The organism is Candidatus Wallbacteria bacterium, assembly GCA_028687545.1.
Taxonomy (GTDB): domain Bacteria; phylum Muiribacteriota; class JAQTZZ01; order JAQTZZ01; family JAQTZZ01; genus JAQTZZ01.
In genome coordinates, this window is the sequence record JAQTZZ010000007.1 from 14,601 (window position 1) to 40,672 (window position 26,072).

20 protein-coding genes are annotated in these 26,072 nt (G+C 46.6%); 5 read left to right on the forward strand and 15 right to left on the reverse strand.

Annotation, left to right across the window (positions count from 1 at the left end; translation table 11 throughout):
- Positions 1-36: 36 nt before the first annotated feature.
- The 14 genes from PHW04_04890 to PHW04_04955 all read right to left on the reverse strand — a co-directional run bounded on the left by PHW04_04890 (position 37) and on the right by PHW04_04955 (position 16,898).
- A complete protein-coding gene (locus PHW04_04890) occupies positions 37-1,623 on the reverse strand; it encodes a tetratricopeptide repeat protein (protein MDD2715211.1) in 1,587 nt (528 codons plus the stop codon).
- Between the two features lie 44 nt (positions 1,624-1,667).
- Positions 1,668-3,719 (reverse strand): ATP-dependent DNA helicase RecG, encoded by a 2,052-nt coding sequence (gene recG / locus PHW04_04895; GenBank protein ID MDD2715212.1) that lies wholly within the window; start codon positions 3,717-3,719, stop codon positions 1,668-1,670.
- Between the two features lie 298 nt (positions 3,720-4,017).
- Entirely contained in the window at positions 4,018-4,395 is a 378-nt protein-coding gene (locus tag PHW04_04900; GenBank protein ID MDD2715213.1) for a PIN domain-containing protein, read from the reverse strand.
- Positions 4,385-4,636 (reverse strand): type II toxin-antitoxin system Phd/YefM family antitoxin, encoded by a 252-nt coding sequence (locus tag PHW04_04905; protein MDD2715214.1) that lies wholly within the window; start codon positions 4,634-4,636, stop codon positions 4,385-4,387. Before PHW04_04905 ends, PHW04_04900 begins: the two co-directional genes overlap by 11 nt.
- Positions 4,637-4,755: 119 nt before the next feature.
- Positions 4,756-7,545, reverse strand: coding sequence for a hypothetical protein (locus PHW04_04910; protein ID MDD2715215.1), 2,790 nt, complete (start codon positions 7,543-7,545; stop codon positions 4,756-4,758).
- Between the two features lie 14 nt (positions 7,546-7,559).
- A complete protein-coding gene (locus tag PHW04_04915; GenBank protein MDD2715216.1) occupies positions 7,560-8,786 on the reverse strand; it encodes a type II secretion system F family protein in 1,227 nt (408 codons plus the stop codon).
- A 3-nt stretch (positions 8,787-8,789) separates the two neighbouring features.
- Positions 8,790-9,692 (reverse strand): hypothetical protein, encoded by a 903-nt coding sequence (locus tag PHW04_04920; protein ID MDD2715217.1) that lies wholly within the window; start codon positions 9,690-9,692, stop codon positions 8,790-8,792.
- Positions 9,693-10,493, reverse strand: coding sequence for a hypothetical protein (locus PHW04_04925; GenBank protein MDD2715218.1), 801 nt, complete (start codon positions 10,491-10,493; stop codon positions 9,693-9,695). It abuts the gene before it with no gap.
- Positions 10,494-10,496: 3 nt separating this feature from the next.
- Positions 10,497-11,069, reverse strand: coding sequence for a hypothetical protein (locus PHW04_04930; protein ID MDD2715219.1), 573 nt, complete (start codon positions 11,067-11,069; stop codon positions 10,497-10,499).
- Entirely contained in the window at positions 11,066-12,148 is a 1,083-nt protein-coding gene (gene pilM / locus PHW04_04935; GenBank protein MDD2715220.1) for a pilus assembly protein PilM, read from the reverse strand. Before pilM ends, PHW04_04930 begins: the two co-directional genes overlap by 4 nt.
- A gap of 36 nt (positions 12,149-12,184) precedes the next feature.
- A complete protein-coding gene (locus tag PHW04_04940; GenBank protein ID MDD2715221.1) occupies positions 12,185-13,939 on the reverse strand; it encodes a GspE/PulE family protein in 1,755 nt (584 codons plus the stop codon).
- A 133-nt stretch (positions 13,940-14,072) separates the two neighbouring features.
- Positions 14,073-14,348: an RNA chaperone Hfq gene (hfq, locus tag PHW04_04945; protein MDD2715222.1), complete on the reverse strand. Its 276-nt coding sequence runs from the start codon at positions 14,346-14,348 to the stop codon at positions 14,073-14,075.
- A 30-nt stretch (positions 14,349-14,378) separates the two neighbouring features.
- The gene (miaA, locus tag PHW04_04950) at positions 14,379-15,287 is read right to left on the reverse strand and encodes a tRNA (adenosine(37)-N6)-dimethylallyltransferase MiaA (protein MDD2715223.1); all 909 of its coding nucleotides are present in this window, start codon (positions 15,285-15,287) and stop codon (positions 14,379-14,381) included.
- 165 nt (positions 15,288-15,452) lie between these two features.
- Positions 15,453-16,898: a tetratricopeptide repeat protein gene (locus PHW04_04955; GenBank protein ID MDD2715224.1), complete on the reverse strand. Its 1,446-nt coding sequence runs from the start codon at positions 16,896-16,898 to the stop codon at positions 15,453-15,455.
- 123 nt (positions 16,899-17,021) lie between these two features.
- On the opposite strand from PHW04_04955, the gene PHW04_04960 reads away from it, so the two are divergent.
- Positions 17,022-17,984 carry a hypothetical protein gene (locus PHW04_04960; GenBank protein MDD2715225.1) on the forward strand — a complete coding sequence of 321 codons (963 nt, stop codon included), beginning with the start codon at positions 17,022-17,024 and terminating at the stop codon, positions 17,982-17,984.
- A gap of 633 nt (positions 17,985-18,617) precedes the next feature.
- Positions 18,618-19,970 (forward strand): radical SAM protein, encoded by a 1,353-nt coding sequence (locus PHW04_04965; GenBank protein MDD2715226.1) that lies wholly within the window; start codon positions 18,618-18,620, stop codon positions 19,968-19,970.
- Here the strand turns inward: PHW04_04965 and PHW04_04970 are convergent, their stop codons facing one another.
- Positions 19,971-21,485 carry a hypothetical protein gene (locus tag PHW04_04970; GenBank protein MDD2715227.1) on the reverse strand — a complete coding sequence of 505 codons (1,515 nt, stop codon included), beginning with the start codon at positions 21,483-21,485 and terminating at the stop codon, positions 19,971-19,973.
- Positions 21,486-21,590: 105 nt separating this feature from the next.
- Here PHW04_04970 and PHW04_04975 point away from each other — a divergent pair, with 105 nt between their 5' ends.
- From PHW04_04975 to PHW04_04985, 3 genes are read left to right on the forward strand one after another with little or no spacing between them, the layout of a single operon-like run.
- A complete protein-coding gene (locus tag PHW04_04975) occupies positions 21,591-21,791 on the forward strand; it encodes a DUF1858 domain-containing protein (protein ID MDD2715228.1) in 201 nt (66 codons plus the stop codon).
- A complete protein-coding gene (gene alr / locus PHW04_04980; GenBank protein ID MDD2715229.1) occupies positions 21,788-22,927 on the forward strand; it encodes an alanine racemase in 1,140 nt (379 codons plus the stop codon). The genes PHW04_04975 and alr overlap by 4 nt, the downstream gene beginning before the upstream one ends.
- Entirely contained in the window at positions 22,902-26,051 is a 3,150-nt protein-coding gene (locus PHW04_04985) for an AsmA-like C-terminal region-containing protein (protein ID MDD2715230.1), read from the forward strand. Before alr ends, PHW04_04985 begins: the two co-directional genes overlap by 26 nt.
- Positions 26,052-26,072: the final 21 nt, after the last annotated feature.

A 26,072-nucleotide genomic window follows, 5' to 3' on the forward strand; every position in this document is an offset into this window, starting at 1 on the left:
ACAGTTCGGGCACCCGCGAGGGGTGCCCCTACGTAATCAATGGAATAATTGCAGCTGAGGACCTTCTTCTTCCCCTGGCTGAACCTTGTGCTTGCCTAAAATGAAATTCGAAAATGGATACATGTCGATCGTGCATTTAGCTCTCATCAGTACCTGCTGGAAAGGCAGCAGTCCACCTCCGAAAACCGCCTTGTCGCCCTTAGAGGTGAAAGTGTGTCCGTCACCGTCGTTTCCAGTGCATGACCATTCCCAGCTCAGCAGGCTTTTCGGCACAGGCACATCCCTGCCGTCCCTGTAAATGAGTTTACAGGTGAATTCCTGTGATTCACCCGGCTTCACATCTTCAACTTCCGGCAGGATCTGCACGCTGATCATGTCCCAGATCTTGCTCTCAGCAATAGTTCGCTGCTCGCTGATGTCTGTTTCCTGAGTGCCGTGGAAATCCACGATCACTCGAGCCAGATACTTCAAGCCCATGCTGTAATCTCTTTTGTTGAGATAGCAGTTTGACATTCCGATCAGAGAAACCACTTTATCATAATCAGTAGAAGTGTTTTTATAGATGAATTTATAGACATCCAGTGCATCGTCGTATTTATGCAGTAGGAAAAGGCAGCTGGAGAGGTTAGAATAGGCAAAACCCATCCAGCGGCTGTTTTTGTCAGTAGTGATGAGTTCACGGTAGCAGGTGACTGCGTGTTCGAAATCCAGTTCTGACTGGTAACTGTATCCCGAAACCATTAACGTCTCGTTGCGGAATTTTTTGATATCAGGAAACCTTTCCCTGAATTTCCCGCAAAAATCGCGAGCCTGCTGATTATATTGCTTGAGGCGGAAGTAGTCACTGTAAACCTGCTTGTACATTTTGCCGAGATTGTGCAGGGCTATCCCGGATGCAAGAAATGATTCGGCCTGAATTTCCGGCTTGGCTTCCGGATAATGCTGGATCTTGTCGAACAGATTCTGAGCCTTGAAAACATCACCTTGAAAGTTCATCAGATTCATGTTGTCGATCTCGGTCTGGGCCAGCTGCAGATAAGCATAGCCCTGAAGAAGCATGGAAAGTTCTTTCTGGACTCCTGTATATTTCTTCAAGACAATCGAATCGAAAGCAGCCAGTGCATTGAGGAAGCAGTTTCTGGCTTCCGGAATGTCTTCTTTAATGAAATTCTGGTAATACCCTAAAGCCTGCCAGATCATGGCTGCCAGGAAATCAGCCTGATTTTCCGAGGCTGCTTCAGGGTACATGGATTTGAGGATTCTCAGTTCATTCAAGCCTGAATTGCAGCACTGTTCCAGAGTATCTCCCTGGATCAGATAAGCAAGCCAGATGAAATCCCGGGCTTTAGCCAGTCTCATGCCTGCCCTGCCGAATTCTCCCGGGTAGTTTTCCTGGAATTCTTCGGTAATGTTTCTGGTCAGGAACTCGATCTGCCTGGTTTCCCTGGTCTCAGCCAGCACAACTCCTTCGTAAAAAGATGCGTTCTGCTCAATCGACGGAACAATCCGCTCGAACTCGAATTCCAGCACAGGAAGACGGCCTTCCAGGTAGTCCATGATCTTGCTTTCGGCAGTATCCATGGCTGCCTGGGCAGAGGACATCAGGAAAATGATAAAAATCATTGCCAGTATCTTGTTCATCACATACCTATCGGAAAAAATAACATTTAACCCATTCTGTCGTGAAAGCAATGGTACTTGCGAAGCAAAAATTCCTTCAGCACAGGCGACAGCCTCGTCCCATCAGGGTCTGTCGAAAGATAATTCCTGGCAGCTTCAATGGACTGCAGCAAGATCTCCCTGTCCCGCATGATGTCTGCAAACTTGAAATCCAGCCTGCCATGCTGTCTGTTTCCTAGAAATTCTCCAGGGCCACGGATTCTGAGGTCTGTTTCAGCCAGCTCGAATCCGTCCGAGCTGTTGACGAGAGCCTGCAGCCGTTCAGACTGTAAATTTTCAGACACCAGTACTGCATAAGATTGCAGATCAGAGCGGCCGACTCTCCCTCTCAATTGATGCAGCTGAGATATTCCAAACCTTTCCGCATCATAAACCACCATCACTGTTGCCTCAGGTACGTCAACTCCGACCTCTATCACAGTAGTGGAAACCAGGATTTCAATTTCACCTGAACGGAAGCGATCCATCACACCTTCTTTTTCAGACGCTTTCATTCTGCCGTGCAGCAGACCCAGTCTGCAGTTTTTAAAGCTGCCTCGCTTCAGCTCTTCAAAAAGGCCTGTGACATGGCTCAAAGTCAATTTTTCAGACTCCTCGATCAAAGGACAGACGAGATAGGCTCGATTCCCATGTCCCACTTCTTCCCTGATAAAATCATAAACCCTCGGCAGAGCCTCGGGAGTCCGGACAACGGTTTTGATTTTCCGCCTGCCGTGCGGAAGTTCCCTAAGGTAGACTACATCCAGCTCCCCGTAGATCGTAAGTGTGAGTGTCCTCGGGATGGGGGTGGCAGTCATTACCAGCAGATGGGGCTGCCTGCCTTTATTCACAAATTTTTCCCGCTGTGCCACACCAAAGCGATGCTGTTCATCGATCACAGCCAGGCCAAGTTTAGAAAATTCCACGTCCTCTTCCAGCAGGGCATGTGTGCCGATCAGGAGTTTCAGTTTACCGGAGCGGATTTTTTCCTTGATTTCCGAATTTTCCACTCCCCGTATGGATCCGGTCAGCAAGCCAACTTCAATCACGTCTCCCAGCATTTGACTGATTTTAAGATAATGCTGCTCAGCCAGCACTTCAGTGGGAGCGAGAAATGCCGCCTGATACCCGGACTCAATTGCATGCAATGCTGCGATCAGAGACACAACTGTCTTGCCTGAACCGACATCTCCCTGCAGCAGGGTGCGCATAGGACGTGTCAGCGAAATGCTTTTCAGGATCTCTGCTCTGGCAGTTTCCTGAGATACTGTAAGCTCGAACCCCAGTTTCTGCCTGAGGCGGCCTTCCAGCTCCCCGGCTGAAGAAAGTGACGGTGAACTTTCTTTCTGCATGCGGGAACGGTTGTACAGAATTCCAAGCTGAAAGTAAAACAGTTCTTCAAAAACCAGCCTTCTCTTCGCAGCTTCTGCCAGCACCAGACTCTTAGGGAAATGTAGATTTCGCAAAGCCAAATCATATTCGATCAGCAGCTGGGCTGCAGAAATTTCGGGCGGCAGCAGGTCCTGTTCCCCAGGCCGAAGTTCGAGTAAGGTTTCCATGCATTTCCTGACCAGCCGCTGGTTCAAACCATCGGTCAGCGGATAAATCGGTACGATCCGGCCTGAAACTTCTTCCCCCTTTTCCAGCATTTCAAGCTCAGGGTGAGTGATCTGCAGGCGGCCGGCGTGAGTTTCCAGCTTTCCGAAGGCTGAAACCCTGTCTCCTGGTTTCAGTTTTTCGGCAAGGAAATTCCGATTGAAAAAAACCAGCTGCACCCATCCGGAATCGTCGGTCGCACGGAGCTCCAGCAGCATCCTCCGGCCGATGCGGCGGGTTTTGTTTGAAAGTATGGTCAGGATGAAAAGGGATTCTTCGTTTTCAGCTGCGTAAGCGATTTTAACGGTCAGGCTTCTGTCCTGATGCCGCAGCGGTTGATGATACAGCAGATCCCCGCAGGTTTCGATGCCGAGATTTTTGAACAGCAGGCAGCGCTTGGGTCCGATCCCCTTCAGGTATCTGAGTTCCTTACGATAAAATTCGGATTCGGAGTAGGGCAGCATCTTTTAAATCAATTCCAAAGTTCCGCTTTCTCTTTCTTCCAGGTTCTCCTCAGATGCGAAATGTAGAACTTCAAGTGCAGTTCCCAATCCTCAAGTTTTCAAGACCTGTAAATTTGATTTCCATTGAGCGGGTTTTTTCAGGATTCGAAGATTTTGTCCAACCGGAGTTTCCGTATTTTCATACATCAAGTATTGCAGATAGCGGCACCAAACGCAAGTTAAATTGCGTTTGGTACAAAAGTGAGATGCTTTTTGGTAGTTGAAAATCTTATCTTCAAGGCTAATCATCAAAGTAGAATCAAGGCTTGAAAGGGATCAGTTCGATTTCACTTATCACTTTGTAATGTCTTGTATTTCCTGTGCAGAGAGGCAGACTGTGCTCCGCTGCTGTGGCTGCGATCAGGGCATCGGCAAGGCAGATTCCATGGCTCAGAACATATTCCTCGACATAGACTGCAGCTCGATGACCGATGTTTTCGGTGATGGGCAGGATCTGAAAACCGCAGTCATTCAAGAACCTTTTACAGATTCTGATTTCATCGCGGTTACGCGCTCCCTGCAGCAATTCAATGAATGATACTATGGACAGTTGATGATCAGAAGCACGATCCAGAGTTCTGGCAGCTTTGGCATTGCCGCGCAAATACCAGATCAGAACATCTGTGTCAAAAATCATTGAAACGTCCCGTACGCAGATTTCTTACATGCTTGGCAACATCTTTTTTATCTTCATGTTCTTTCCAAAGGCCGAAAGCAGGATGATCTGCAAATTTCATTCCGTTCTTCCTATCAGCTTTCGACGGCAGCATTATCGCGCGTTCCTTGCCGTGATATAGAATGGTGACAGGCTCATTCCTGTCCAGAGCCCCGAAGATATCCTTCATCTTCCGCCTGAGGTCAAGAATCGTTGCTCTCATGATCTTCTCCTTGTAAAATGTTCACTTTAATTGTACACTTTGACTATCATAAAATCAAGTTAAAAAAAATCCACTCGTTAACTCCGAGTGGATTTTTCTTTCATCTCATCTTCTAATACTCAGCGCAGCTTCTTCTTCAACTGCTCCATGTATTCAGCATAAGACCTGTCTGTCAGATCAGCCTGCTTGATCTTCTCCAGCTTGTCGTCAAAATCCTTGTTAACTATATACGGGGTGATCAGGATCACCATTTCCACCCTGCTCTTGTCAGACTGATTGTGATTAAACAGCCTGCCGATGATTGGCATCCTGTTCATGATCGGAGTTCCGAGATCAGAATCTGTTTGATTTTCAGAGATCAAGCCGCCCAGAATAATTGTTTCACCATCCTTCATCCTGATATCAGTATTGTACTTTCTGGTTTCAAGCACATCCGGTTTGGAAACAACGAGTTCTCCAGGATATGCCAGATAAGCCCTGATGTCGTCTTCAGAACCGTTGGCTCCTTTATCTGTTTGAGTCAAATTGATTCCAAGAGTAACTTCGCTGTTTTCATGCACGATCGGGACTATTTTCATTTCAATGCCTGACTGGATCGTTTCATATACCCACATGTTGACCCAACGCTGATTCTGCTGAAAACTCTGTGTGTTTCCGCCGCCTACAGGTTCTGATTCAAGCACCTGTTTCAGTTCCGCATGCTTGGCTGTGCGTGACTTGCCGGACTGAACGACACCGACTGCCCCATCGAGCGCCCTGATCGTTGGATTCGACAGGGTTTTCAGATACTGCTTTGATTCCAGGAAATCAAGCGTGGCATCCAGCTGAATCCTGGACATGTTTCCCAGTTTTTTCATCTGGATTTTATTCGTTTCACCATCAAATGTAGGTAACAGCCCGAGTTTCTGATTGACTGAAGTATTTACATCGATGATTTTCACCACAATCATTACCTGCGGGCGCTTCAGATCGAAATCCTGCACAAGTTTTTCCAGTAATTTCAGATTCTCTTCACTCTCATACACAAGCAGCGCTTTAACTTTTCGGGAAGGCAGAACAGTCTTGTTCAGCTCAGCTCCCTGGGAATTGAAATTCTTAAAATCCCTGGTGTAAGGATTTACAGTGTTGCTGCTGGAAATAACACTATCCTGATTTGGAATGCTTGGATTGACTCGCTTGGAAATATTCTGCTGCTCTCCCTCGAGCCTGATCAGATCTTCTGTTTTCTTTTGCTCAGCCTTCTGCTCTTCCTTTGCAGCGACTTCTTCGATAGCGGTGGTTTCGGTTTCTGCCGCTTTTTTCTTAACTGCCTGCTGATTCGTTGGATTCAATTTCTCCAGTTTTTCCTTGATCGATGTGACAAGTTCAAGGTCGTCTTTGCTGTATTTTGTTTTGTAAACCATGGTAGGAGTAGTGGCAATGATGTTGCTGTTCTCATCCAGATCAGCTACCACTATGTTTGAGAAATCCAGTCTCTGATTGAGTTCACTCATGCTCTTGATGATACCGAGAAATTCCTCAGGTTCGATGTTGGCAAACTTGAAGACTCTGAAATGTCGGTCCTGATAATTATATTGCTTGGCGATACTCTTGGGTGCGATAAAGAAAGTATTCTGGTTGTAAGCAACTTTCACCAGGTCGTTGTTCTTCAGGATCAGGTCAAAGAGTTCATCTTTGCCGATGTTGGCGTTGCTGATATTCAGATTGACGGACTTTTCCATGTCGATTTCCGGATTCAGGATCACATTGATGTTCAGGAGTTCTGCCAGAGCCTTCAGAGTGTTACCGAGCGGCAGGAAAAGTTTCAGGCCGTTGACCAGGTCATTAGGCAGCACGGCCTTTCTGATATTTACAATTCCTTCCTTGATTTCGTATTCCAGATGGTTTTTTTTGAACAGCGAAGCAATCAGGTCGTCGAGAGTGGCGTCCTGAAGGGAAAGAGAAATTCTCAGGTCTTTGTCTCCCAGATAATTAAAGCGCATCCCGGTTTCCTTCGAAAGAGCGTAAAGCACATCTTCGATCGGTTCTTCGTTGCAGGTGAAGGTCAGCCTGGAAACGCCCCATTTCAGCTTCTGATAGTCTTCGGACTTTCTGAGCAGGTCCAGAATCTCTTCTTTATTGTCGTAAACAGGATTCAGCTCCAGGATTTTATTGCCTTCGCGGACTGCGAATTCGTAATTCCTGGTCTTGAAATAAGTTTTCATCAGAAGTTCGCGGGCTTCCAGAAAGTCCGGATATTTATTCACCATCACTTCAAGGATCTGCAGGGTTTTCTCGTATTCAGCCGAGGCGTAATATTTCTGAGCATCAGTGAACTCAGTCTGCATTCCCTGGAATTTATTCAGCTTGGTCTGGCAGATGTTGTAGGCTTCGACGATCCGGCTGTTGTCAGGCGCTTTGGCTTTGGCATCTTCGAGATACTGAAGGGCCCTGTCCCATTCCTTCACTTTCATCAGTTCCAGAGCTCTCAGATAATATTTTCCAGCCACAGCTTCGCCGTCGACCGCTTCTTTTTCGGCTGTTTTGACAGGTCCGTAAACTTCCGAATCACCGATTTTGATGGTGAGTGCAGATCCATTCTCCTCGATCACAGGTTCCACGCTCTTAAACAACACAACTTTCACGCGTAAAAGCTTTTCTTCAGGCAGCGGGATTATGCGATAAAGTTTCAGATTATTCTTATAGACAGGATATGTCTTTTCACCGTCGAATTCTCCGTCCATGAAATCAATCTGGAGGAATTCTCCAGCGTTGATGGTCTTATAAACAGGCAGTTTGGACTTGAATTCCAGCTTGAGGATTGCCGATTTCCCAAGGGTCAGGACATCTGTCTTGGTCAGTTCCTCGCAGAAAGCCGCACTGATGAGGCTCAGGAAAATCACCAACATGATTCGCGCTGGAATTTTCATATCTTCTCCTTGGCTTATTGCTGTGTACTTTTCATTACTGCGCTCGATATCTTGAATATCGGCAGAAACATGGAGATTACTATAGAACCGACCACACCACCGAGGAATACGATGAACAGCGGTTCCACGAGTGCAGTCATATTATTGACCAGGTTGTCGACTTCTTCCTCATAAAATTCTGAAATGTTGTCAAGCATTGCCTCCAGCGTACCTGTGGTGTCACCCACATTGATCATCTCAGAGACCATGAACGGAATGCAGGAAGCTCTCTTGAAAGCCGGGGAGATACCCACGCCGGCCTCGATATCGACCTTGACTGTAATGATCTGGTTTTTAATGATGATATTATCGATCGCAGAGACAGTGATTTCCAGAGCTCTGGAAATCGGGATTCCGCTCCGCAGCAATACTGCCAGGTTTTTAGTGATGTCATTGATGGCTGATTTCAGGGCCAGTGTGCCTACAACCGGAAGCTTCAGGACCAGTCCGTCCAGGAAATACTTGCCTGCAGCTGTTTTGCTTAGATATCTGAAAGTAAATATTGCAGCGCCAATCACAAGCAGGATCAGGACGATATGGGCTTTGAAAAAATCGGAAACTGCGATCAGAATTCTGGTAGGCATCGGCAGGTCCGCACCGAAACTCTGGAACATCTTGGCGAATCTCGGAATTACGAAAGTCAGCAGGAAACATACGATACAGAAAGCCACGCTCATGATGACAGCCGGATACATCATTGCACCCTTGACCTTGCGCTTAAGCGTATTGGCTTTTTCCATGTATTTGGCCAGCCTCAAGACCATCTCGTAGAGCAGCCCAGATTCTTCGCCGACTTTGAGCAGGCTGCAGTACATAGGTGTGAATATGTCGGGAAAAAGTTCGAATGCCTGATGCAGGGAGGATCCGCTTTCCACCTTGGCAATGATCTTGCTCAGGCGCCGCCTGAAACGGAGATTTACAGTCTGGTCCCTTAAAATCGAGAGACCCTTGATCACTGGAATTCCTGCCTTGAGGACGATTGCAAAATATTTAGTGAACAGGAAGATGTCTTTTGTGCTGATACTGAAAGAACCGGAGGTCAGCATTTCTTTCAGCGTCAGTTCAGGGCAGGGTTTGATTTTAGTAGGAGAAATCCCCTGACGGTCGAGAATTTTCTTAATTTCTTCTTTGTTGAGGGCTTCCAGCCGCCCCTGGATGGTCACTCCATTCTTGTTCGTACCTTCATAGATGAAGTCAGCCATCGCTTATTTGTTCTCCTTGCCGGTCTGGCTCAGTTCGAAATCCAGGCTCAGCTTCTTATTCTCAGCAATATTTGTCATCTGAACATTTTCAGGGGCAATGGTGTCGATCTTGAAATTATTGTATTCGTTGACATTGATTGAATCCCCCTCTTTCACATTAATATACTGTTTCGTAGTACCTTCGATGATTCCGCTCGCACTCCTGATCATAAGCAGGATAGCTACTTTCTGTTCCCCAACATTGTAAAAGCCTTTGTATTTGAAGGTGATCGTTTCCCGGATCAGTTTTTCCAGAGTGTTGACATTCATGGATTCGCAAAGGTTGACAGCCTTGTAGGCGTAATTCTCAGCCTCCAGATAACTGCCGTCAGCAAAATTCTTGTCCGCGAGATCCACATAATTCTTGGGAGACTCCAGGTATTTTTCCATGGCGCGTCGATTGGTCTCCCTGAGCTTGGAGATAACAGCCATCAGATTGCTGATGGCTTCGTCGGCCTTCAACCGGGCAGCCTTGGCTTTGTTTTTCTGCTCCAGCGATCTCTTAAAGTCCTGGAACACATTCTGGATCACTTCGATCTGGGTTTCAACCGTGATCTCGGAACTTGACTGAAATACATCGTTTATCTGAGAATACCCGTGAAACTCACGTTTGACCGGAGGTTTAGTCTGTGACGGCGCTCCAGGCTGCGCGGCCTGTGGTTTGGGAGGTACCGGATTCACCGCAGTTTGAGGGGTGATGTTTCTCAGGGATGTCTGGGGAGCTTCAGCAACCGGGGCAGGCGCCTGGGCTCCGGTCATATCTGCGGTATCGACTGCGTTTTTGCGCAAAACCGTGAATTTCAGGATGATTACAATAATCACCAGGAGACCAAGACCGCCGTAAATGATCATCTTTTGCTTCGGCATCTATGTATCCTTCCTGAAATATGTGATCAGGATCAGTTTGACTTCGAGCTTGTCGTCCATCAGCAGCCCTTCCCTGTATGTGGTGAAGGTATTCAATTCCAGAGTATCGAGTTTGATTTCCTGCGTACCTTGGTTCGGCCCACCCGCGGCAGGGGCCGGGCCAGCGTTTGGAATCGCCGGTCCGTAAAACCTGGTGTTCGGGTCAACCAGAGTTAATCCTCCCTCGCGTGGAATCGTCACTATGAATCTCCATTGCCTGCTTTCATCCTTGACGTCTTTCAGTTCCATTACTGTGTCCAGATAGCTGATCAGTTTTTTGATCGAGGCATATTCCCCTGCAATCTCCATTGAAAATTCCAGCGGGAAAAAGTCCAGGTTCGAAAATTCTTCGGGAGTGACTTCTCTTGCGCTGTATTTCAGTACATCAATATTCAGCAATTTGGCTTTCTCAAGAATGCTCTTGCGCAGAAGTGATTTCATGTAGATTGGTGGAATTTTCTGGATGATTTCACCAATCTCCTTCTTTTTTTTCTCGAAATCAGCTTTTTCCTGAGAAATTTTGCTTTGCTTATCCTTCAATTGTGCGTTTAAACCCTGGATCTGAGCCTTGACTTTCGAAAGCTCCTGGGACAACTGGTTTTCCTTGCTTGCCATTTCTTCTTTTCTGGCCTTCAGTTCGGAAATCTTGGTGGAATAGCTGCGGTAGGTGATAAAGGCTCCCAGAAGGCTGATCAGTATCGCTCCTATGATTCCTCCATAGATTGCGTACTTTTCAGATAAAGAGGTACTTCTTGTTCTCACGCTTTATTCTCCGCAGTAATCGAAAGACATCCTGAAAACAATTGCCATGTTTTTTTTATCAAGTACTGTATCACCCAGAAAGACATTCTTGAAAAATTTGCTGTCCAGCATCATCTGCTGTTCGAAGACGATCGGGAGAATCTGATCGGCTGATTCGCAGACCATCGTGAAATGAGGGAGACTGGTAATATCAAAGGCCTTGATCCAGACACGTTTCGGGATAGCCTGTTCCAGGCGGTTGAAAAATCTGCTCCAGGCAAAGCCTTTGCCGATTCTGTTGAAAGCCTCGATCTCATCGTTCAGGTGCAGCTGTCCTTCAGCATCAAACGAGATGGCACTCAGACGCTCTTTCAAACCGTCTGCCTGCTGGTTGGAACTGGAGAGATCTGATTCCATCCTTGCTACATCAGACTGGATGGAACTTTCAAGTACTTTGTAATATGTGTGCATGGACAAAAAGACCAGCAAAGTCAAAGTGCTTCCGGCGGCAACGGTAAAAACGAGCAGTGCGATTGCAAGATAATCCCGCTTTTCGCATTTGTACTGGATTGGAAGCAGATCCATCATTATCTTCATGATTCCCTGAGCAGACCTCCAACAGCAGAAGAAAACAGATTCTTGTCGTTTTCGAGCATTTCATTACCCTGAAACTTGAAATTCAGCAGTTCTGATCCGTTCTTGGCAGGAATATTGAGATGTCTGTGAATCAGAAATCTGATGTTGGTAAAATTGGCTGCCCCTCCGGAAAGTATGATTTCATGAATCTTGAACTCCCTGAATTTAGCCAGATAATGATCGAATGAATCATACATTCCTTTGATCAGTTTTCCGAAACTGGGTTTGATGATGTTGTAATTTTCGTTCTTATTCTGGTCTTCCGAGGCGTCGGAGAGGAAAAACAATTCCTCGTGCTTGTATTTTTCGGCATCTTCAAAGGTCAATCCCTTGCTTTCCATGATGTTCTGGGTGAAATCCCTGCCGCCGACACCAAGGCTTCGCAGGTTCTTCAACACCCCTTCCTTGAAAATCATCACAGTGGTATTGTTGTGTCCCATATTGACTACTGCAATGTTCTTTTTAGCGTTCTCAGCCTCCATCAGATATTTATGAAATGAGTTCACGACGTTGAATGAACTGATGTCTATGGAAACCGGGTTGAAACCAGTGCGCTGCATCAATTTTCCAAACTCGAACAGATTGTTCTTCAGCATCGCCTCACTGATGATCACCTTGGAATCCTTTTTTTCCTCGAGTACTGCGAAATCGACAAACCATTCGCTGACCGGAACAGGCAGGAACGTCGAGAGTTTTTCCAGCACAAGATTCTGAATCACATCAGTGGGACCGGGATTCAAGCTCAGCCAGTTGATGATCACCGTGGAATCGTATAACACCAGGTTCGTGTCGCGGTTTTTAAGGCTGCAGGAATTAGACAGATACTCAAGTGCATCCTGGATGGCTCCCGGATTCACGACCGGATTTTCGGTATATGTCGCCAGCAGACTGTCGTTGGGTGTAGGAATAGATTTGAAGTTCAACACTTCGATCGGATCAGTTGTGTTTTTTGGTTTCTTGATCTCGATGTATTTGATGCTTCTGGTTCCGATATCAATTGCGATTTTTTCGTTGTTGGGAAAAATCAACGATTTCAGCATAGCAATTTTAGAGTATTTTTTTAAGTTTTCCATGTGTCAGTCAACTATGTAGTCTGCAACCTCTGCCAGGCTGGTGATTCCTGCCTGAGCCTTTTCAAAAGCGGCTTCCATCAGAGTGTTGAATCCCTGCTTGCGCGCTATTCTCCCGATCTCATAAATATTCTCACCGGTCAGGATCATTTCCTTGATTTCGGAAGTCACGTTCAGGATTTCGTAAATCGCGATTCTTCCCTTGTAACCCACACTGCTGCATTTTTCACAGCCTACAGGCTTGTAAAACACTTTGTCCTTTTGCTCTTCATAATTCAATCCCAGATTCTGAAACGTCTGCTGTGACACCTCTTCCTGCTGCTTGCATGTACATAGCCTGCGCATCAGCCGCTGGGCGATCACCATGTTCAGCGCGGAACTCAGGAGATATTTTTCTACGCCAAGGGTCGCGAGTCTCGCGATCACGTCCAGGGAGTTGTTGGCGTGGAGAGTGGAGAAAACAAGATGACCGGTAAGGGCTGCGTTGATGGCGATCTCAGCAGACTCATTGTCTCGAATTTCTCCGATCAGCACCACATCAGGGTCATGCCTCAGGATCGACCTCAAACCTGAGGCAAAGGTCAGCGACCGCTGCGGGTCATTTTTATTGATAAAGACCTGCACCTGCTGGACACCAGCCAACTGATACTCGACCGGGTCCTCAACCGTGATGATTTTGATCTCAGGATCCTTGATCTCATTGAGAGCTGCATAAAGCGTAGTTGTTTTTCCGGATCCTGTAGGTCCGGAAGTAATGTTCATTCCATATGGTTTCTTGATATTTCTGGTGAAAATTTCATACTGCTTCTGGTTGAAGCCGAGCGTCCTCAAGTCAAGCAGGATGTTTTCCCTGGACAGAATACGCAAAACTACATTTTCACCGTGGATCGAAGGCAGGATCGAGAGACGGAAGTCCACCTTGCTCTTTCCGAAAATCACTGTGAAGGCTCCGTCCTGGGGAAGCCTGCGTTCAGCGATGTCGAGGTTGGCCATGATCTTGATCCTGGAGACTATCGCGCCCATCGCTTTCTTGGCGATCGGCATTTTGTTGTAAAGATTCCCGTCGATACGGTAGCGGACTTGAAGAATATCCTCTTCAGCCTCGATGTGAATGTCTGACGCGCCTTCCTTGATCGCTTCCAGCAGAATTTTGTTGACCAGGGCTATGATCGGCTTCTGATCTGCAGCTGCCAGCAGATTTTCCTTCTTTTCACGGTCTCCGCTCGCAGCACCTTTTCCATCCTTGGCCATCTCCACGTTCACGTCATCAAGGATATCATTCACTTGCACGTCATTGAGGGTTTTCTGCTCTTCGGTGCTGACAGTGTAAAAATCCTCAATGGTCTTCCTTAATTTGGATTCAGGTGCGACCAGATAATCGATCTCCATGCCTGTGACGATATGGATAGCGTCGAACATCGCCACATTGCCCGGATCGTAGACAATGATGGTCATCCGGTTGTCCGTAACTGTATATGGCACAAAATTATAAAGCTTGATCAGGTCTTCGGGCAGCATTTCCACAAGCTTGGGATCAACAAAGAATTCTTCCAGATCATGGAACTGTACACCGAACTGTTTAGCCAGGGCGCGCGCCAGTACGACATCATCGAAACATCCCATTTCGATCAGGGTTCGTCCGATAAGCTGGCTGGATTCCTTCTGCTTTTCTAAGGCTTCAGCCAGAACATCCTGGGAAATGACACCCATTTCCAGAAAGATCTGGCCGATCTTTTTGCGCCCAATAAATTCAGAGAGCATGTTTCCTCCCCCGGTCTCCAGCACCGGTTATTTGTTTTATCGGCTCAAAATGATAAAAAGAAAATATAAAATCTCATCCGAATCTCAAAATCAAAATGACCGGTAGACCAATTATAAGTTCATGACAGTGATATCAATTCTCGTCGGAGTCCTCGGACTGATCGCCGGTTCCGTCGGAGTCTTCATACTGGAACAGGTTTTTCACCTTCTTGCCGGCCACAATGGTGGAAATGGCATGCTTGAAAATCAGTTCCTGCTTTCCAAGCACTTCAACCACCAGCGTGAAACTGTCAAAGCCTTTCACCATGCCTTTGATTTTGGCCCCGTTAGTCAGGAAGATCGTAACTTCCATGCCGTCCTGACGCACCTGATTCAAGAAGTTGTCCTGTAGATTGATCTTTTTGGCCATTTATTCCCCCTGTATATTATTAACTTTATCTTAAATCTTTCCGGATTGGAATTCTCTGCAAAGGCTTTCCACTTTTTTCAGAGTTTCTCCGGGCTGCCGGTTGTCCGTCAACACCCCATGGGGGAATTTGTTGAACCAGGTCAGCTGGCGTTTGGCATAGGCACATGTCTTCTGTTTAATCAGGTCTTTCAGCTGTTTCAGGTCTATCAAGCCGCGGAGATGGCGGCAGATTTCCCTGTAGCCGATGGCCTGTCGGAAGCCGTATGAATCTTCAGGGTAATGTTCCAGAAGATTTCTGACTTCCTCCACCCAGCCGTTAGAAAACATTGACTCTACTCGAAATTTTATTTTATTATAAAGTTCGTCTCTCGGAATTGTCAAATTAATCATCAGGTACTTCTGACGCAGCACGGTCTTTTCGTCAGAATGGATCCAGGAGGAATATTTTCTCCCTGTATGCAGGATGATGGACAGTGCCCGCTCCTGCCGCTTCCTGTCGTGAGCTGAGATCCTGGCTGAAGTTACCGGGTCCGCTTTCAGCAATTCAGTACTAAGTTCAGTCATAGTCATTTCAGAAACCATTAATTTAAGACGTTCAGGTATCGGAGGAAAATCGTGGATCCCGTTGATCAGGCTGTAAAGATAAAGGCCTGTACCGCCGGCTACGACCGGGAGGCTCGTATTGTTTTCTGCCAGAATTGCCAGGCATTCATGTACAAAATCGCCTGCGCTGAAACGCTCTGCGAGATTGCACCGATCAAGCAGAAAATGTCGGCAGAGTTTGAGATCCGTCGCTCCAGGCTTCGCGGTCCCGACATCCATACCCCGATACACCTGCATGGAATCGGCCGAAATCACATAGGACCCGAATCTACGGGCAATTTCAGCCGCCAGGGAGGTTTTACCAGATGCTGTCGGGCCGTAGATGATTAAAATCATATTTCATTGTTTTACAAACGATCGCTTCTTTCACGAACGAAGTTGACATGTTTGTATGTTAGTAGGTTGTAAGAAAATCATACAAACATACTAACATACCAACATACAAACATACTAACCTCAAGCAGTGAACAAGCGATTGAATTGAAAGATGCATCCTTAATGCTAAAACGAATAACTATCCGACGAGGAACTTCCACTGTTTGAATCGTCCTGGATGGTGGATGGAGGATTGACCTGCTTATAATAGAGATCCTGCCATTTGGCAAGCTCACCTTTCAGGTACTCCTTCTTGGCTTCGTCGGCAAGGGTAAGAGCTTTCTGATAAATCTCAATCGCCTGTGCGAAATAGCCATTTCCAGCCAGCATCTGTCCATAGCGTTCATAAAGTTCCATGCTTGCATTTCCTTTCTGATAGAGCATGGAGTAGATGGCAAAAGCTTTTTCGTTCTGGGACTGCTTTTCATAGATCTGAGCCAGATAGATATTGGCTATGTAATTATAGGTATCGTACTTTACGATCCGCTCTGAATAATCCTTGGTCTTTTCATAGTTGGCCATCTGCCAGTAAAATTCGCACAATACGATCTGAGCCCTGATATTCTGAGGGTCATTCAACACCAGCTTGTCCAGAATATCGATCCCCAGATTCCGCTGGTTTTCAGCCATCAGGAGCACGCCCTTCACCAATTGATATTCCTCAAGACCCTCATTGGTCTTGAATCTGTCCAGGATCAATTCCGCATCAGTGATCTCGCCTTTCTTGGTTTTGACGAACGCCAGATTCATCATTACAGGTAACGAATCAGGGTGCATGTCTGCCAGAATATTGAAGTATTTAAGGGCATTCTCGTATTCGCGATGCAGAAGAGCGATTTCTCCAAGATATCCAAGGACTTCTTCATTTTTCAGATCAATCTTCAACCCCTCCTGTAAATACTGCTCAGCCAGGTTGTAATTGCCGAAACGCATGTAATAGTATCCTATCTTGGCTCTGAACATCACATTTGTCTGAGCCAGATGAATCGCTTTGTCCATAGCTTCAAACCCTTCCTTGGTTTTCCCCAGGGTTTGCAGAGCCACTCCTTTGTAATACCAGGAAAAAGGATTTTTCGGTTCAATTTCCAGGGTCTTTTCGAAAAATGTCAGCGCATCAGCAGGTTTGCCAAGGTTGATATAGATAATTCCGCTCTGATAGTATGACTTCGGATACCTGGGAACCAGCTTGATCATCTCCTTGAGGAGCTCAAGGGCTTTTCCATAATCCCCGACACTGATCAGCTCACTGACCCGGCCTTCTCTTTCGTTTACAATTTTCTGCTCATAGACAGACAGCACAATTTCAACAGTACCTTCGTTCTGAGTAGTACCCTTGGAGTTCTCTCCTATTTTCTTGTATTTTTCCAGCAGCTGGATTGCTTTTAGATTTTCAGGGTCGCGTTTCAGGATTTCCTGCAGTTTCTGGATTGCTTTGTCATACTGCTCGGACCTGGCATAGAATTTCGCCAGAGTGAAAAGCAGATTAATGCTGTTTTCGGGAGAGATCTGCTGCTCAGCAGAAAATACACTTACAACAATGGCTAAAATAAGCAGAATCAATAACTTCTTCATTTGAGTAGATTATACCAGAATATTTTTATTAAACAATCCGTACCGTCCGCTGCCTGAAACAACTATAGACAGATATTACTGTTAAAGATTGAGAAAAACAATTCAACTGTATATCATTTTCTCATGAAATTTCTTCAAGCAGGCAAAATTTTTCTGCGTAGGCTGCTGGGCAGGCAGCTCCCCTTTTCCGTTAAACTAACGCTGTCAGAAAGCAGGATCCAATATCTCTCAAAACCTGGCAGTATCTCTGAACGGATACCGGTGAACATTTTTCTCGATGTGATACCAGAGCTCAAGAAACTCGGTGTCTTCAAGGTTATACTGGAAGGCCTGTCTGAAATCCCAGTAAGTGAATCAGGTCCTCTTCTTCAGGAATTGATAAAAAACGGGATCACCATCACCGCCACTTCTTATGGTTGCCTGCTTGACTCACTGGGAGAGCTGAGGAACAAGCTGGACCATGTGAATTTCCTGCTGGACGGCACTGAGGAAGTGAATGACCGTCTATTTTTTCCAGGCAGTTTCAGCGGGATCATCAGGGAAATGGAGACCTGCGATACAGAGGGCATCAGATTCCACATCACCACTACCCTCAACCGCCTCAATATCAATAGATTGACTGAAATTGTGGATCTGGCAGGCATCTACGGTACTTTTGTAGGTTTTCAGCCATTGAAGCATCACGGCATTACCTTTTTACGCGAACTTGAACCTGCTAAGGCAGAGTTCAAGAATGCCCTTGATCAGCTGATGATGATGAAAACAACTGCCAGGTCAGGTTTTATCAGAAATTCGCTGACTGGCCTTCTGCATATTTATTCCAGCCCGGATTTTGGAAAACTTTCCTGCAGCGCAGGCAAGCTTTTTTTCAGTATCCGCAGCGATGGTAAAATCACTCCCTGCGAATTTTCCGATCAATCACCAAGCGACCTGCCTTCGATCACTGAACAGGACTGGGTCAAGAAGATCGCAGGCCTCTCAGATATGAACGAATATTGTAATGGTTGCGGTTTCTGCGGTGAACTGGAGACGAATCTGTTCCACAACGGGAAATATCTGCCGCTGCTGCATCTGGGGAAATTGTAGGGGCACCCCTTGCGGGTGCCCGAACTGCCATGGGGCAAACGGGTAACGGCGAGCGTTACCCCTACGGTTGGATTATCTGAGAATTTTATAATTGAGTTATCCCGCTCAGTTCCTCCGCACTCTGCGGTGGAACTTCGGGGATTTTAAACAGTAATAACCCCCTCGCATGGAGCTCGGGTTTTATAACTGTTTACAAAAAAAAGAGGCAACCTTTGCGGGTGCCGGTAATCCAGGCAAACAACGGGAGCGAAAAAGGCAGGTTAAAAACTCCCGTATACGTCTGGGCTACCGAGTACTTCTAGCAAAACCAGGTTGCCAACTTTTATCTAAATTTTAGCAGTTAACGCTTTAGTCATTAAACTAGTATAAATTCAAGTATTGAGTTTTAGTAAAACACGCTTTAGCAATGATTATTTAGCAATAATTGTACCAATCTTATTTTCTGTTTCAAATAATGCATTTCAATGCCTTTAATTAGAAATCCGAACTAAACAGATTCGTTTATTTTTTACCGTATAATGCTTCTTAACGGGTAAATATTTCCCGTAAAATGAATTTGCATTTTTACCAAAAGTCTTTCTTTTTTCCATGAAATCCTTCATCTGATATCTTTCCATGTGATAAGATGGAAAGATGAAAGTGATCCTGATCAATCCTCCCTCTCCCAGCAATGGCGAACATCTCCATGAGTACCGTCAATATCCGCATCTTGGTCTCGGGTACCTTTGTGGGGCATTGCGTTCCAGGAAGCATGACTGCAAGATCATAGACTCCAAATTCAACGGATTTTCCACAGCCCAGGCGATCCAGGCCTGCAGAGTTGAAAAGCCGAATCTCGTCGGCATTACTTCTCGAACTTTCGATTTTTCCCGCGGTCTCGTGATAGCCAAAGCTCTCCATGAAGCCGGCATCCCCGTGATTTTCGGGGGCAGCCATGCCAATGCCATGCCCAGGCAGCTGCTTTCTTATTATCCCTTCCTCGACTTTGTTGCAAGAGGGGAAGCAGAAGAAACTGTGAGCGATACCTGCGATAAATTATCTTCATCTGAATTCTGCAGGATTCCCAATCTCTTTTACCGCGAGCAGGGAGTTGTTTATCACGGCCCTCTTGTGAAGGCTTGCAGTGATACAGACAAGCTGCCTCTTCCCGATTACAGCGGATATACCGGCCATTTCAGAAAAATGTTCGTGATGACCTCCCGGGGCTGCCCTTTTTCCTGCATTTTCTGCGGATCTGTACTTGGCAGGAATCTGCGCAGGAGAACTCCTGAAAATGTCGCAAGCGAAATCGCGACACTGCTCCGTGATTACAGCTTCGATTATCTGGAATTCGCAGATGAATCCTTCACTTTGGACAGAGAATATACACTGCAGTTGCTGGCTGCCATCAGAAATCAAAATCTTCAGCACAAGTTGAAATGGGCGGCTTCCACCAGAGCAGATCTGCTGGATCAGGAACTTTTATCTGAGATGAAGGTTTCAGGCTGCTGGCAATTGATCATAGGCGCGGAAAGCGGTGATCCTGGAATCTTAGAGGAATGGAAAAAAGGGATAACCAGAAATCAGATTCTGTCTGCGGCGAAAATGGTGAAACAGGCTGGAATTTCTCTTGACCTCAATTTCATTCTTGGAGCTCCAAACGAAGATCTCTACTCTATTTTGAAAACAATGACCCTGATCGGCAAAACCAATCCGGAGATGGCATCAATTTCCATCGGTACTCCTTATCCTGGTACTGTTTATAATGTTCTCGCGGCCATGAATTACGGAGGTCTAAGACTGATCACCCGCAGATTTTCGGATTACAACAATCAGCTTGGTAATGCTCTGGAACTTGATAATTTATCCCGCCGCACTCTGGAACTGTTTCAACTCAGCTCTTATCTTTATCTTTATCTGCGCAATCACAGATTCAGGGACCTGCTCAAATTTCTATTTGAATTCAGAAAAGAAGGCTGGTATTTCCTCAAGAAATTCTTGTCTTGATTAAAATATCCTGATCTTGCCTGCGATGTCCTTGAAGATCGGAAAATAGGTTTCAAAGGACGACGGCTCAGAGCAGAATGTGAATGAAAAAACTTTGTTATCCTTGACAATCCTGATTATCAGGGCTTCTATCTCTACTACTCCCATCCTGTATGTCGCCACCATCCAGTGCGAAGGATAACCGAAAATATTATCCTCTCCTCTGCTGTAAACAGTGAATTTCTGAAGCATGGCCTGCAGGTTGCGGTTTTCGTTTTTTAGAAATTCAGCCTCTGAAATTCCTGCAGGGATCTCTTCCAGGATCAGATTGAAATATTCCCGGAAAGTATCATTATCACCTGCCGGCTGGCTTACTACCATGATCTGTGTTCCCATCACGCCTTGATTGAGTTCCCAGTCAGGTGGATAGCTCACGCTGAAACCCAGGTCATAATTTTCATAGTATCCCGAAATCCTGATTTCGTTGCTGTGATTGAAAACCCTGGTCTCCTCAGTCCTGAAAGTGGAAAACGATTTTTCGAATACAGCTCTGTATTTTCCAAACGCCTTCGGTTCAGAAGCATACGTAGCCAGAACGGCTTTGCCTTCATGCAATAAAAAGAATTGCATCGCCTGTATTTCAAGCTTGCCCATCAGATATTTCAAAACCATGAATCTGGCTTTTAAACCCCCGGCTGAGATCTCGCCGGAATCAATGATTTCAACATCGCTCAGAAGGTTTCTGATTCCAGAGTAGGTCCTTTCAGAATAACGTTCCAGTGATACTTCTCCCGTGGTTTCGCAGTTGAGATTCATGTTTTCCTGTAAAGCATCCATAGCTCCGTCCGGAGGAGCCACTGCCGAAAAAATGAAGCCCATGAACTTGGGAGGTCTAGCCCAGCCTGTCGGGGGTTCGAGCGAAAATCCATATCTGTAATTGTAATATCGTCCGTCTCTGTAAGCGTCCACTTCCATGCTCCCGCTTCTGCCGGATTCCTGGACCCTGGTGAACTTGAAAGTCAAAAAAATCCGGCGGAAAAGAGGCAGAGCCCGGGCAAACCGCCATTCCTCGGCAGTGGCAGTGACTACATACGCTCTCCTGTCTCTGAGCGTGATCCAGGTATTCACTTCCAGGGTCAGGGAACCGAGATTGTACATGAACAGCATGCAGACACCAGTCTGATCAGAGATTTTGATCTCCTGCGTTGACAGCAGCCTGTATCCGGTAAACTGTCTGATTTCAGATTCGGAATCAGTCAGATATTCATTGAGTGTCATTCCCACAGGCACCCTCTCTGTGCGGACGCTGAATTTGCGGGGCATCGACTCCAGTGTGTCTTCCTTTGGAGCCAGCACCTGAAACGCGGAACCCGGCTGTTCAGTATGGGAGAGCCAGTCTGGAGGAGTTTTCAGCGAAAAATCCATCCCTGGTGGCGTGTTTTCAATCCAACCGGATTCAAGCTCGCCTGTCTGTGCAGCATAAAGACCGGATCTTGACACCAGAAGCATTATCAAGAAAAAGATTGTTTTTATCATGTCTGCCCCTTTTATCATCATACACTCAGAATAGTAAAATTTCCAAATTTTGACAAACACCTTTTCCCCTGTTAAAATCCACCCATCTGCAGCAGGAGGAAAACCATGATCAACAAAGACATGACTATAACAAGCATTCTCGAGAAATATCCTGAAGCCATCGCCTTCTTTTCCCAGCACAACCTGGGGTGCATCGGCTGTTTCGCTGCGACTTTCGAGAGTCTCAAGGACGGACTGGTTGCGCATGGCTTCGAGGTGGACACTTTCGTAGACGATTTGAACACATTTCTCAAACTTTCAAAATGATTCAGCTCACCAGAGCCTATATCCATGTAAACCGCTTCCGCCAGAATCTCGAGGCCATCAAGAAGAAAATCGGCCCGCACTGCCGGATCTGTGTGGCTCTGAAGGCTAATGCCTACGGACATGGCGCAGTTCCACTTGCCCATGAAGCACAGAAATCGGGAATTGTGGATTACATCGGAGTGGCGACAATCCCTGAAGGGATTGAGCTCAGGGAAGCAGGGATCCATCTGCCGATCATGAAGTTCAGCCCCTGCCTGCCTGAGGAGATTTTAGTGGCCCTGCAGCATGACCTTGAGATTTCAGTAGCTGATACTTCGCTGGCTGTTGATATCGACAGGCAGGCCAAACTTCTCGGAAAAACAGCTAAGATTCAAATCAAGCTTGATACCGGGATGGGGCGCATCGGCTTCCACAGCAGCAGATGTGTTCAGGAAATCCAAGGAATCGCAAACTTGAAGAATTTGCAGATCGCAGGGATCATGACTCACTTCCCGGTTTCCGATGTCAAAGATAAGACATTTACTTTGGAACAACTTGAAATTTTCCATTCGATCTGTGAAAAACTATCCGAATCCGGGCTTTCCATCAAATTGCGGCACACTGCGAACAGCGGTGCGATCCTTGATCTTCCGGAGACCTATCTGGAGATGGTGAGACCAGGCATCATGCTTTACGGATATCCGCCTTCCGGAGAAGTCAGCGGATCAGTGCCGATTGAACCTGTAATGACGCTGGTCACCAGGATCAGTTTCATCAAGCGCTGCTATCCCGGCGAAACCATCAGTTATGGGCGCACACACCAGATAGAGCGTGAGACCTGCGTAGCCACTCTGCCGGCCGGTTATGCGGATGGCTACAACCGTCATCTTTCGGGCAAAGGGAAGGTGATCATCAGGGACAGATTCTACCCGCAGATCGGCAGGGTCTGCATGGACCAGATCATGGTGGACATCGGACCTGATCCTGATTTTTCAACCGGAGAACCGGTGATTTTGATGGGAAAAAGCAGAACCCTGCGTTTCGACGCCTTTGAGTGGGCAAAAATCGCGGGAACCATCAGCTATGAAATCACCTGTAATATTAATCAAAGAGTAGCGAGGGTTTTTCTTTATGAAGAAACTTCTGATCTTTCTTAGCGTGATCGCCGTTGTTTTCTGTCTTGTCCTGGCTGGAGCTTATTACCTTGTCCCCAAGGATAAGATCAAGGAAATGGCAATCGCCAGGATTTCTGAGCAGTTGAAACGCAACATCACGATTGAAAGCCTTGATATCACACCTTTCCCGCTCTCCGTCAATCTGGCAGGAGTTAAAGTAGGTGAAAAGGGTGACAGCGAAAATTTCATCTCCTGTCAGAGCCTTTCTTTGAAGCTTTCTATTTCAGCTCTGATCCAGAAGAAAATCCAGGTGACTGAACTTTTGTTTCAGAATCCGGATATCAGGCTGAAAAAGCTGCAGGATGGGAAATACAACTTTTCCGATCTGCTTGGCGAACTGCCTCATCAGCAGCTGGCGCTCTGCTCGCTGACAGCTTCAGCCGGTGATTTTTCACTGAATTTCAGCGACATCCGGATCCGCAAGGGCAGAGTCACTTATCAGGACTCCGGCCTCGGAGTGTATCTCACCCAGTCGGCGCTGACCCTCGAAAACATCAACTCCAGCCTGTCCCTTGTCGACAACAAACTGAAAGCTGACGGCAACCTGGATGTTTTCAAAAATCAAGTTTCCTTCAATCTGAACACGGATATGTCATCAAAGGACAGCTCTCTCAAGCTGAGCAGTAAAAAAATCGACCTGGGCAAACTGCCGGTAAAAAAAGCAATGCAGCTAGCAGCAAATGGAAATACCGGCTTTGATCTCGCTGCAGCCAATCTGGCAGAACCCGAAAAACTCACTCTGCAGGGAAGCATCAGCCTGGACAATGCCTCTTTCAGAATCCCTGATTACGGCGTACAACTGGAAAACATCAGCGGACAGGTCAAACTTGACAGTAAGAACATCTCCACTCCCGGCTTGACTGCACAGATTTTCGGCAACAAGCTTAAGCTGTCAGGGAACATTTCCGACTATCAGGGAAAAGGAGAGTTAAACTTCAATCTCGATGCTGATAATTTCAATATCACGAATGATATCATGAGGATGGTAAAAATATTTGCAGATCTAAATAAATCCGACATCATGGAAACTCTCGGATCAGATTTCAAACTCTCTGGAGCAGTTTCCCTCAAAACCGACCTCAAGGGAATGCTCAAGAATGAAAAAGGCTCCTTTGAAATCAGCATCAATTCTTTGGATATGAACGATTCTACCCTGAGAATATCGGTCCCGAAGTTCTATCCACAGCAGCTTAGCATCGCAGCAAAGTGCAGGATAGAGAAAAATGCCTGCAACATTTCCAGTCTGAAGCTGGAAACCCCTGACGGCAATCTGGATGTATCCGGTACTGTCACCAATTTTTCCAAGCCTGTGCTGAACCTGAAAATCAAGAGCTCCCAACTGGTGATGGAAAAGCTCAGTTCTTTCATTCCCAAGGGATACAAGCCGATCCTCGATCAATATAAACCTGCTGGCAAAGTGACCCTTGATTTCGAGGTCAAAGGCAGCCTCCCTCCCGCAGGCGCTAAAACCGGTGCGCTTAAACTGCCGGATTATTCAGGGACTGTCGCTGTCAGGGATTTCTCTTTCATACCCCCGAATTTTAAGAACAGACTTGAAATACCCAAGACAGACATAGTTGTCAGCGGCCGGGGAGTTAAAATCCCTCAGACAACAGTAAAGCTTTTGAATAGTACGGCTACTGTTTCCGGAGACATCACGGATTTCAGAATCCTCAATTTCATTTTCCAGATTCCAGGCTACAATCTGGCGGAACTCCCGCAGAATTTCGCATTCGGCGGTCTGAACTTCACCGGTGAAGCCAATGCAACAGGGAGTCTCAAGGGTGACATCCTCGACTTTCTGATCAATGCAGACCTTAAATCCGATTCCTTGGGAATCATCTATCCCAAGGCACCCGGCGAGAATCTGCTGTGTCCGATTTCTGAGCTATCCGCCAAATGCTCCTTTGCCTATAAAACATGGCTGCTGCATATCAGGGACTTGAAATTCAATACATTCAAGGGTACTTCAGTGGGCGAGGGTACAGTTGAAGTCAATAAAACCCCGATTGGATACGATTTCAGGGTCAGCCTGAAAGATGCTGATGTCAACGATTTTCTCTCCCTTAATACTCCGCTCCGGAACAACATCCTGGGCACGGTGAGTGTCGATAACAGCAGAATTTCCGGCAGCGGCTCCGATATCAAGACCGTCACAGGCAAGATGGATTACCAGGTCAGCAAAGGAACTATCCAGTCCCTGCCGGTTCTGGTCAAGCTGTCCCAGATGCTAAGCAAATATTTCAAGGCCGATTTTCTGGAAAAAATCACGACTTCCGAGTTCGCGGGGAACGTTGCAATCGCTAATGGCATACTTTCCAGCCAGAACAGCAGAATCGACTCCGACATGCTCGCGATCACTACTCATGGAAACATGGACCTGGCCTGGAACATGAACGCAGAGGCAGAAATTACTTTCAAGCAGAAACTGATTGAACAGATGAAACTTACCGATAAACTCGGCTCAAAAGACTTTACATTTCCCTTCAGCATCAAGGGAACGCTGACTGCGCCCGACCTTAATCTGGCGGAAAACCTGATCAATATCAGCAAAAAAGTGGCGATCAACGCAGCTGTGGAAACAGGGAAAAAGAAACTGCTGGATCTGCTCCTGAAAAAAAACAAGAAAGAGGAACCTCAGCCAACTGCTCCAACGACCCCGACCACTACTCCATCCCAGCCTGAACCCACCACTGCCCCGGCCCCAGCTCAGACGGCTACTCCTCAAGGTACGCCTGCTCCTCAAAATACAGTTCCGCAGCAGACCTCTACCGCAGCACAACCTCAGGTCCCTGTGCCTGCAGCAACTGCGGAAACTGTTTCAGCTCCTGCTCAGCCAGCTGAAACCGTCAGACCAGTCGAACAGCCGAAAAATGAGCCGCCCGCTCCTGCTGTTCCACAGCCTCAGCCTGTGAATACTGTTCAATCCCCGGAAGTTCCTGCAGCTCCTGCGGTTCCTTCTGCCACCAGTGAGATCCTGCTTGGAACTGTGGAAACAACCGTTGAGACAACCACAGAAACAACGATTGAAACTTCTGCTCAGGCGGATGCTGCAGCCACGGCAGAAATCAAATCATCCGGGGAAGTGAAATCAGGGACACTTTAGTACAGATGATATCTGTTACTG

What these genes read in the sequence shown, in the direction of transcription:
- PHW04_04890 (MDD2715211.1), bottom strand. Translation starts at nt 1,623, where the DNA reads ATGATTTTTATCATTTTCCTGATGTCCTCTGCCCAGGCAGCCATGGAT.
- recG (MDD2715212.1), bottom strand. Translation starts at nt 3,719, where the DNA reads ATGCTGCCCTACTCCGAATCCGAATTTTATCGTAAGGAACTCAGATAC.
- PHW04_04900 (MDD2715213.1), bottom strand. Translation starts at nt 4,395, where the DNA reads ATGATTTTTGACACAGATGTTCTGATCTGGTATTTGCGCGGCAATGCC.
- PHW04_04905 (MDD2715214.1), bottom strand. Translation starts at nt 4,636, where the DNA reads ATGAGAGCAACGATTCTTGACCTCAGGCGGAAGATGAAGGATATCTTC.
- PHW04_04910 (MDD2715215.1), bottom strand. Translation starts at nt 7,545, where the DNA reads ATGAAAATTCCAGCGCGAATCATGTTGGTGATTTTCCTGAGCCTCATC.
- PHW04_04915 (MDD2715216.1), bottom strand. Translation starts at nt 8,786, where the DNA reads ATGGCTGACTTCATCTATGAAGGTACGAACAAGAATGGAGTGACCATC.
- PHW04_04920 (MDD2715217.1), bottom strand. Translation starts at nt 9,692, where the DNA reads ATGCCGAAGCAAAAGATGATCATTTACGGCGGTCTTGGTCTCCTGGTG.
- PHW04_04930 (MDD2715219.1), bottom strand. Translation starts at nt 11,069, where the DNA reads ATGAAGATAATGATGGATCTGCTTCCAATCCAGTACAAATGCGAAAAG.
- pilM (MDD2715220.1), bottom strand. Translation starts at nt 12,148, where the DNA reads ATGCTGAAATCGTTGATTTTTCCCAACAACGAAAAAATCGCAATTGAT.
- PHW04_04940 (MDD2715221.1), bottom strand. Translation starts at nt 13,939, where the DNA reads ATGCTCTCTGAATTTATTGGGCGCAAAAAGATCGGCCAGATCTTTCTG.
- hfq (MDD2715222.1), bottom strand. Translation starts at nt 14,348, where the DNA reads ATGGCCAAAAAGATCAATCTACAGGACAACTTCTTGAATCAGGTGCGT.
- miaA (MDD2715223.1), bottom strand. Translation starts at nt 15,287, where the DNA reads ATGATTTTAATCATCTACGGCCCGACAGCATCTGGTAAAACCTCCCTG.
- PHW04_04955 (MDD2715224.1), bottom strand. Translation starts at nt 16,898, where the DNA reads ATGAAGAAGTTATTGATTCTGCTTATTTTAGCCATTGTTGTAAGTGTA.
- PHW04_04960 (MDD2715225.1), top strand. Translation starts at nt 17,022, where the DNA reads ATGAAATTTCTTCAAGCAGGCAAAATTTTTCTGCGTAGGCTGCTGGGC.
- PHW04_04965 (MDD2715226.1), top strand. Translation starts at nt 18,618, where the DNA reads ATGAAAGTGATCCTGATCAATCCTCCCTCTCCCAGCAATGGCGAACAT.
- PHW04_04970 (MDD2715227.1), bottom strand. Translation starts at nt 21,485, where the DNA reads ATGATAAAAACAATCTTTTTCTTGATAATGCTTCTGGTGTCAAGATCC.
- PHW04_04975 (MDD2715228.1), top strand. Translation starts at nt 21,591, where the DNA reads ATGATCAACAAAGACATGACTATAACAAGCATTCTCGAGAAATATCCT.
- alr (MDD2715229.1), top strand. Translation starts at nt 21,788, where the DNA reads ATGATTCAGCTCACCAGAGCCTATATCCATGTAAACCGCTTCCGCCAG.
- PHW04_04985 (MDD2715230.1), top strand. Translation starts at nt 22,902, where the DNA reads ATGAAGAAACTTCTGATCTTTCTTAGCGTGATCGCCGTTGTTTTCTGT.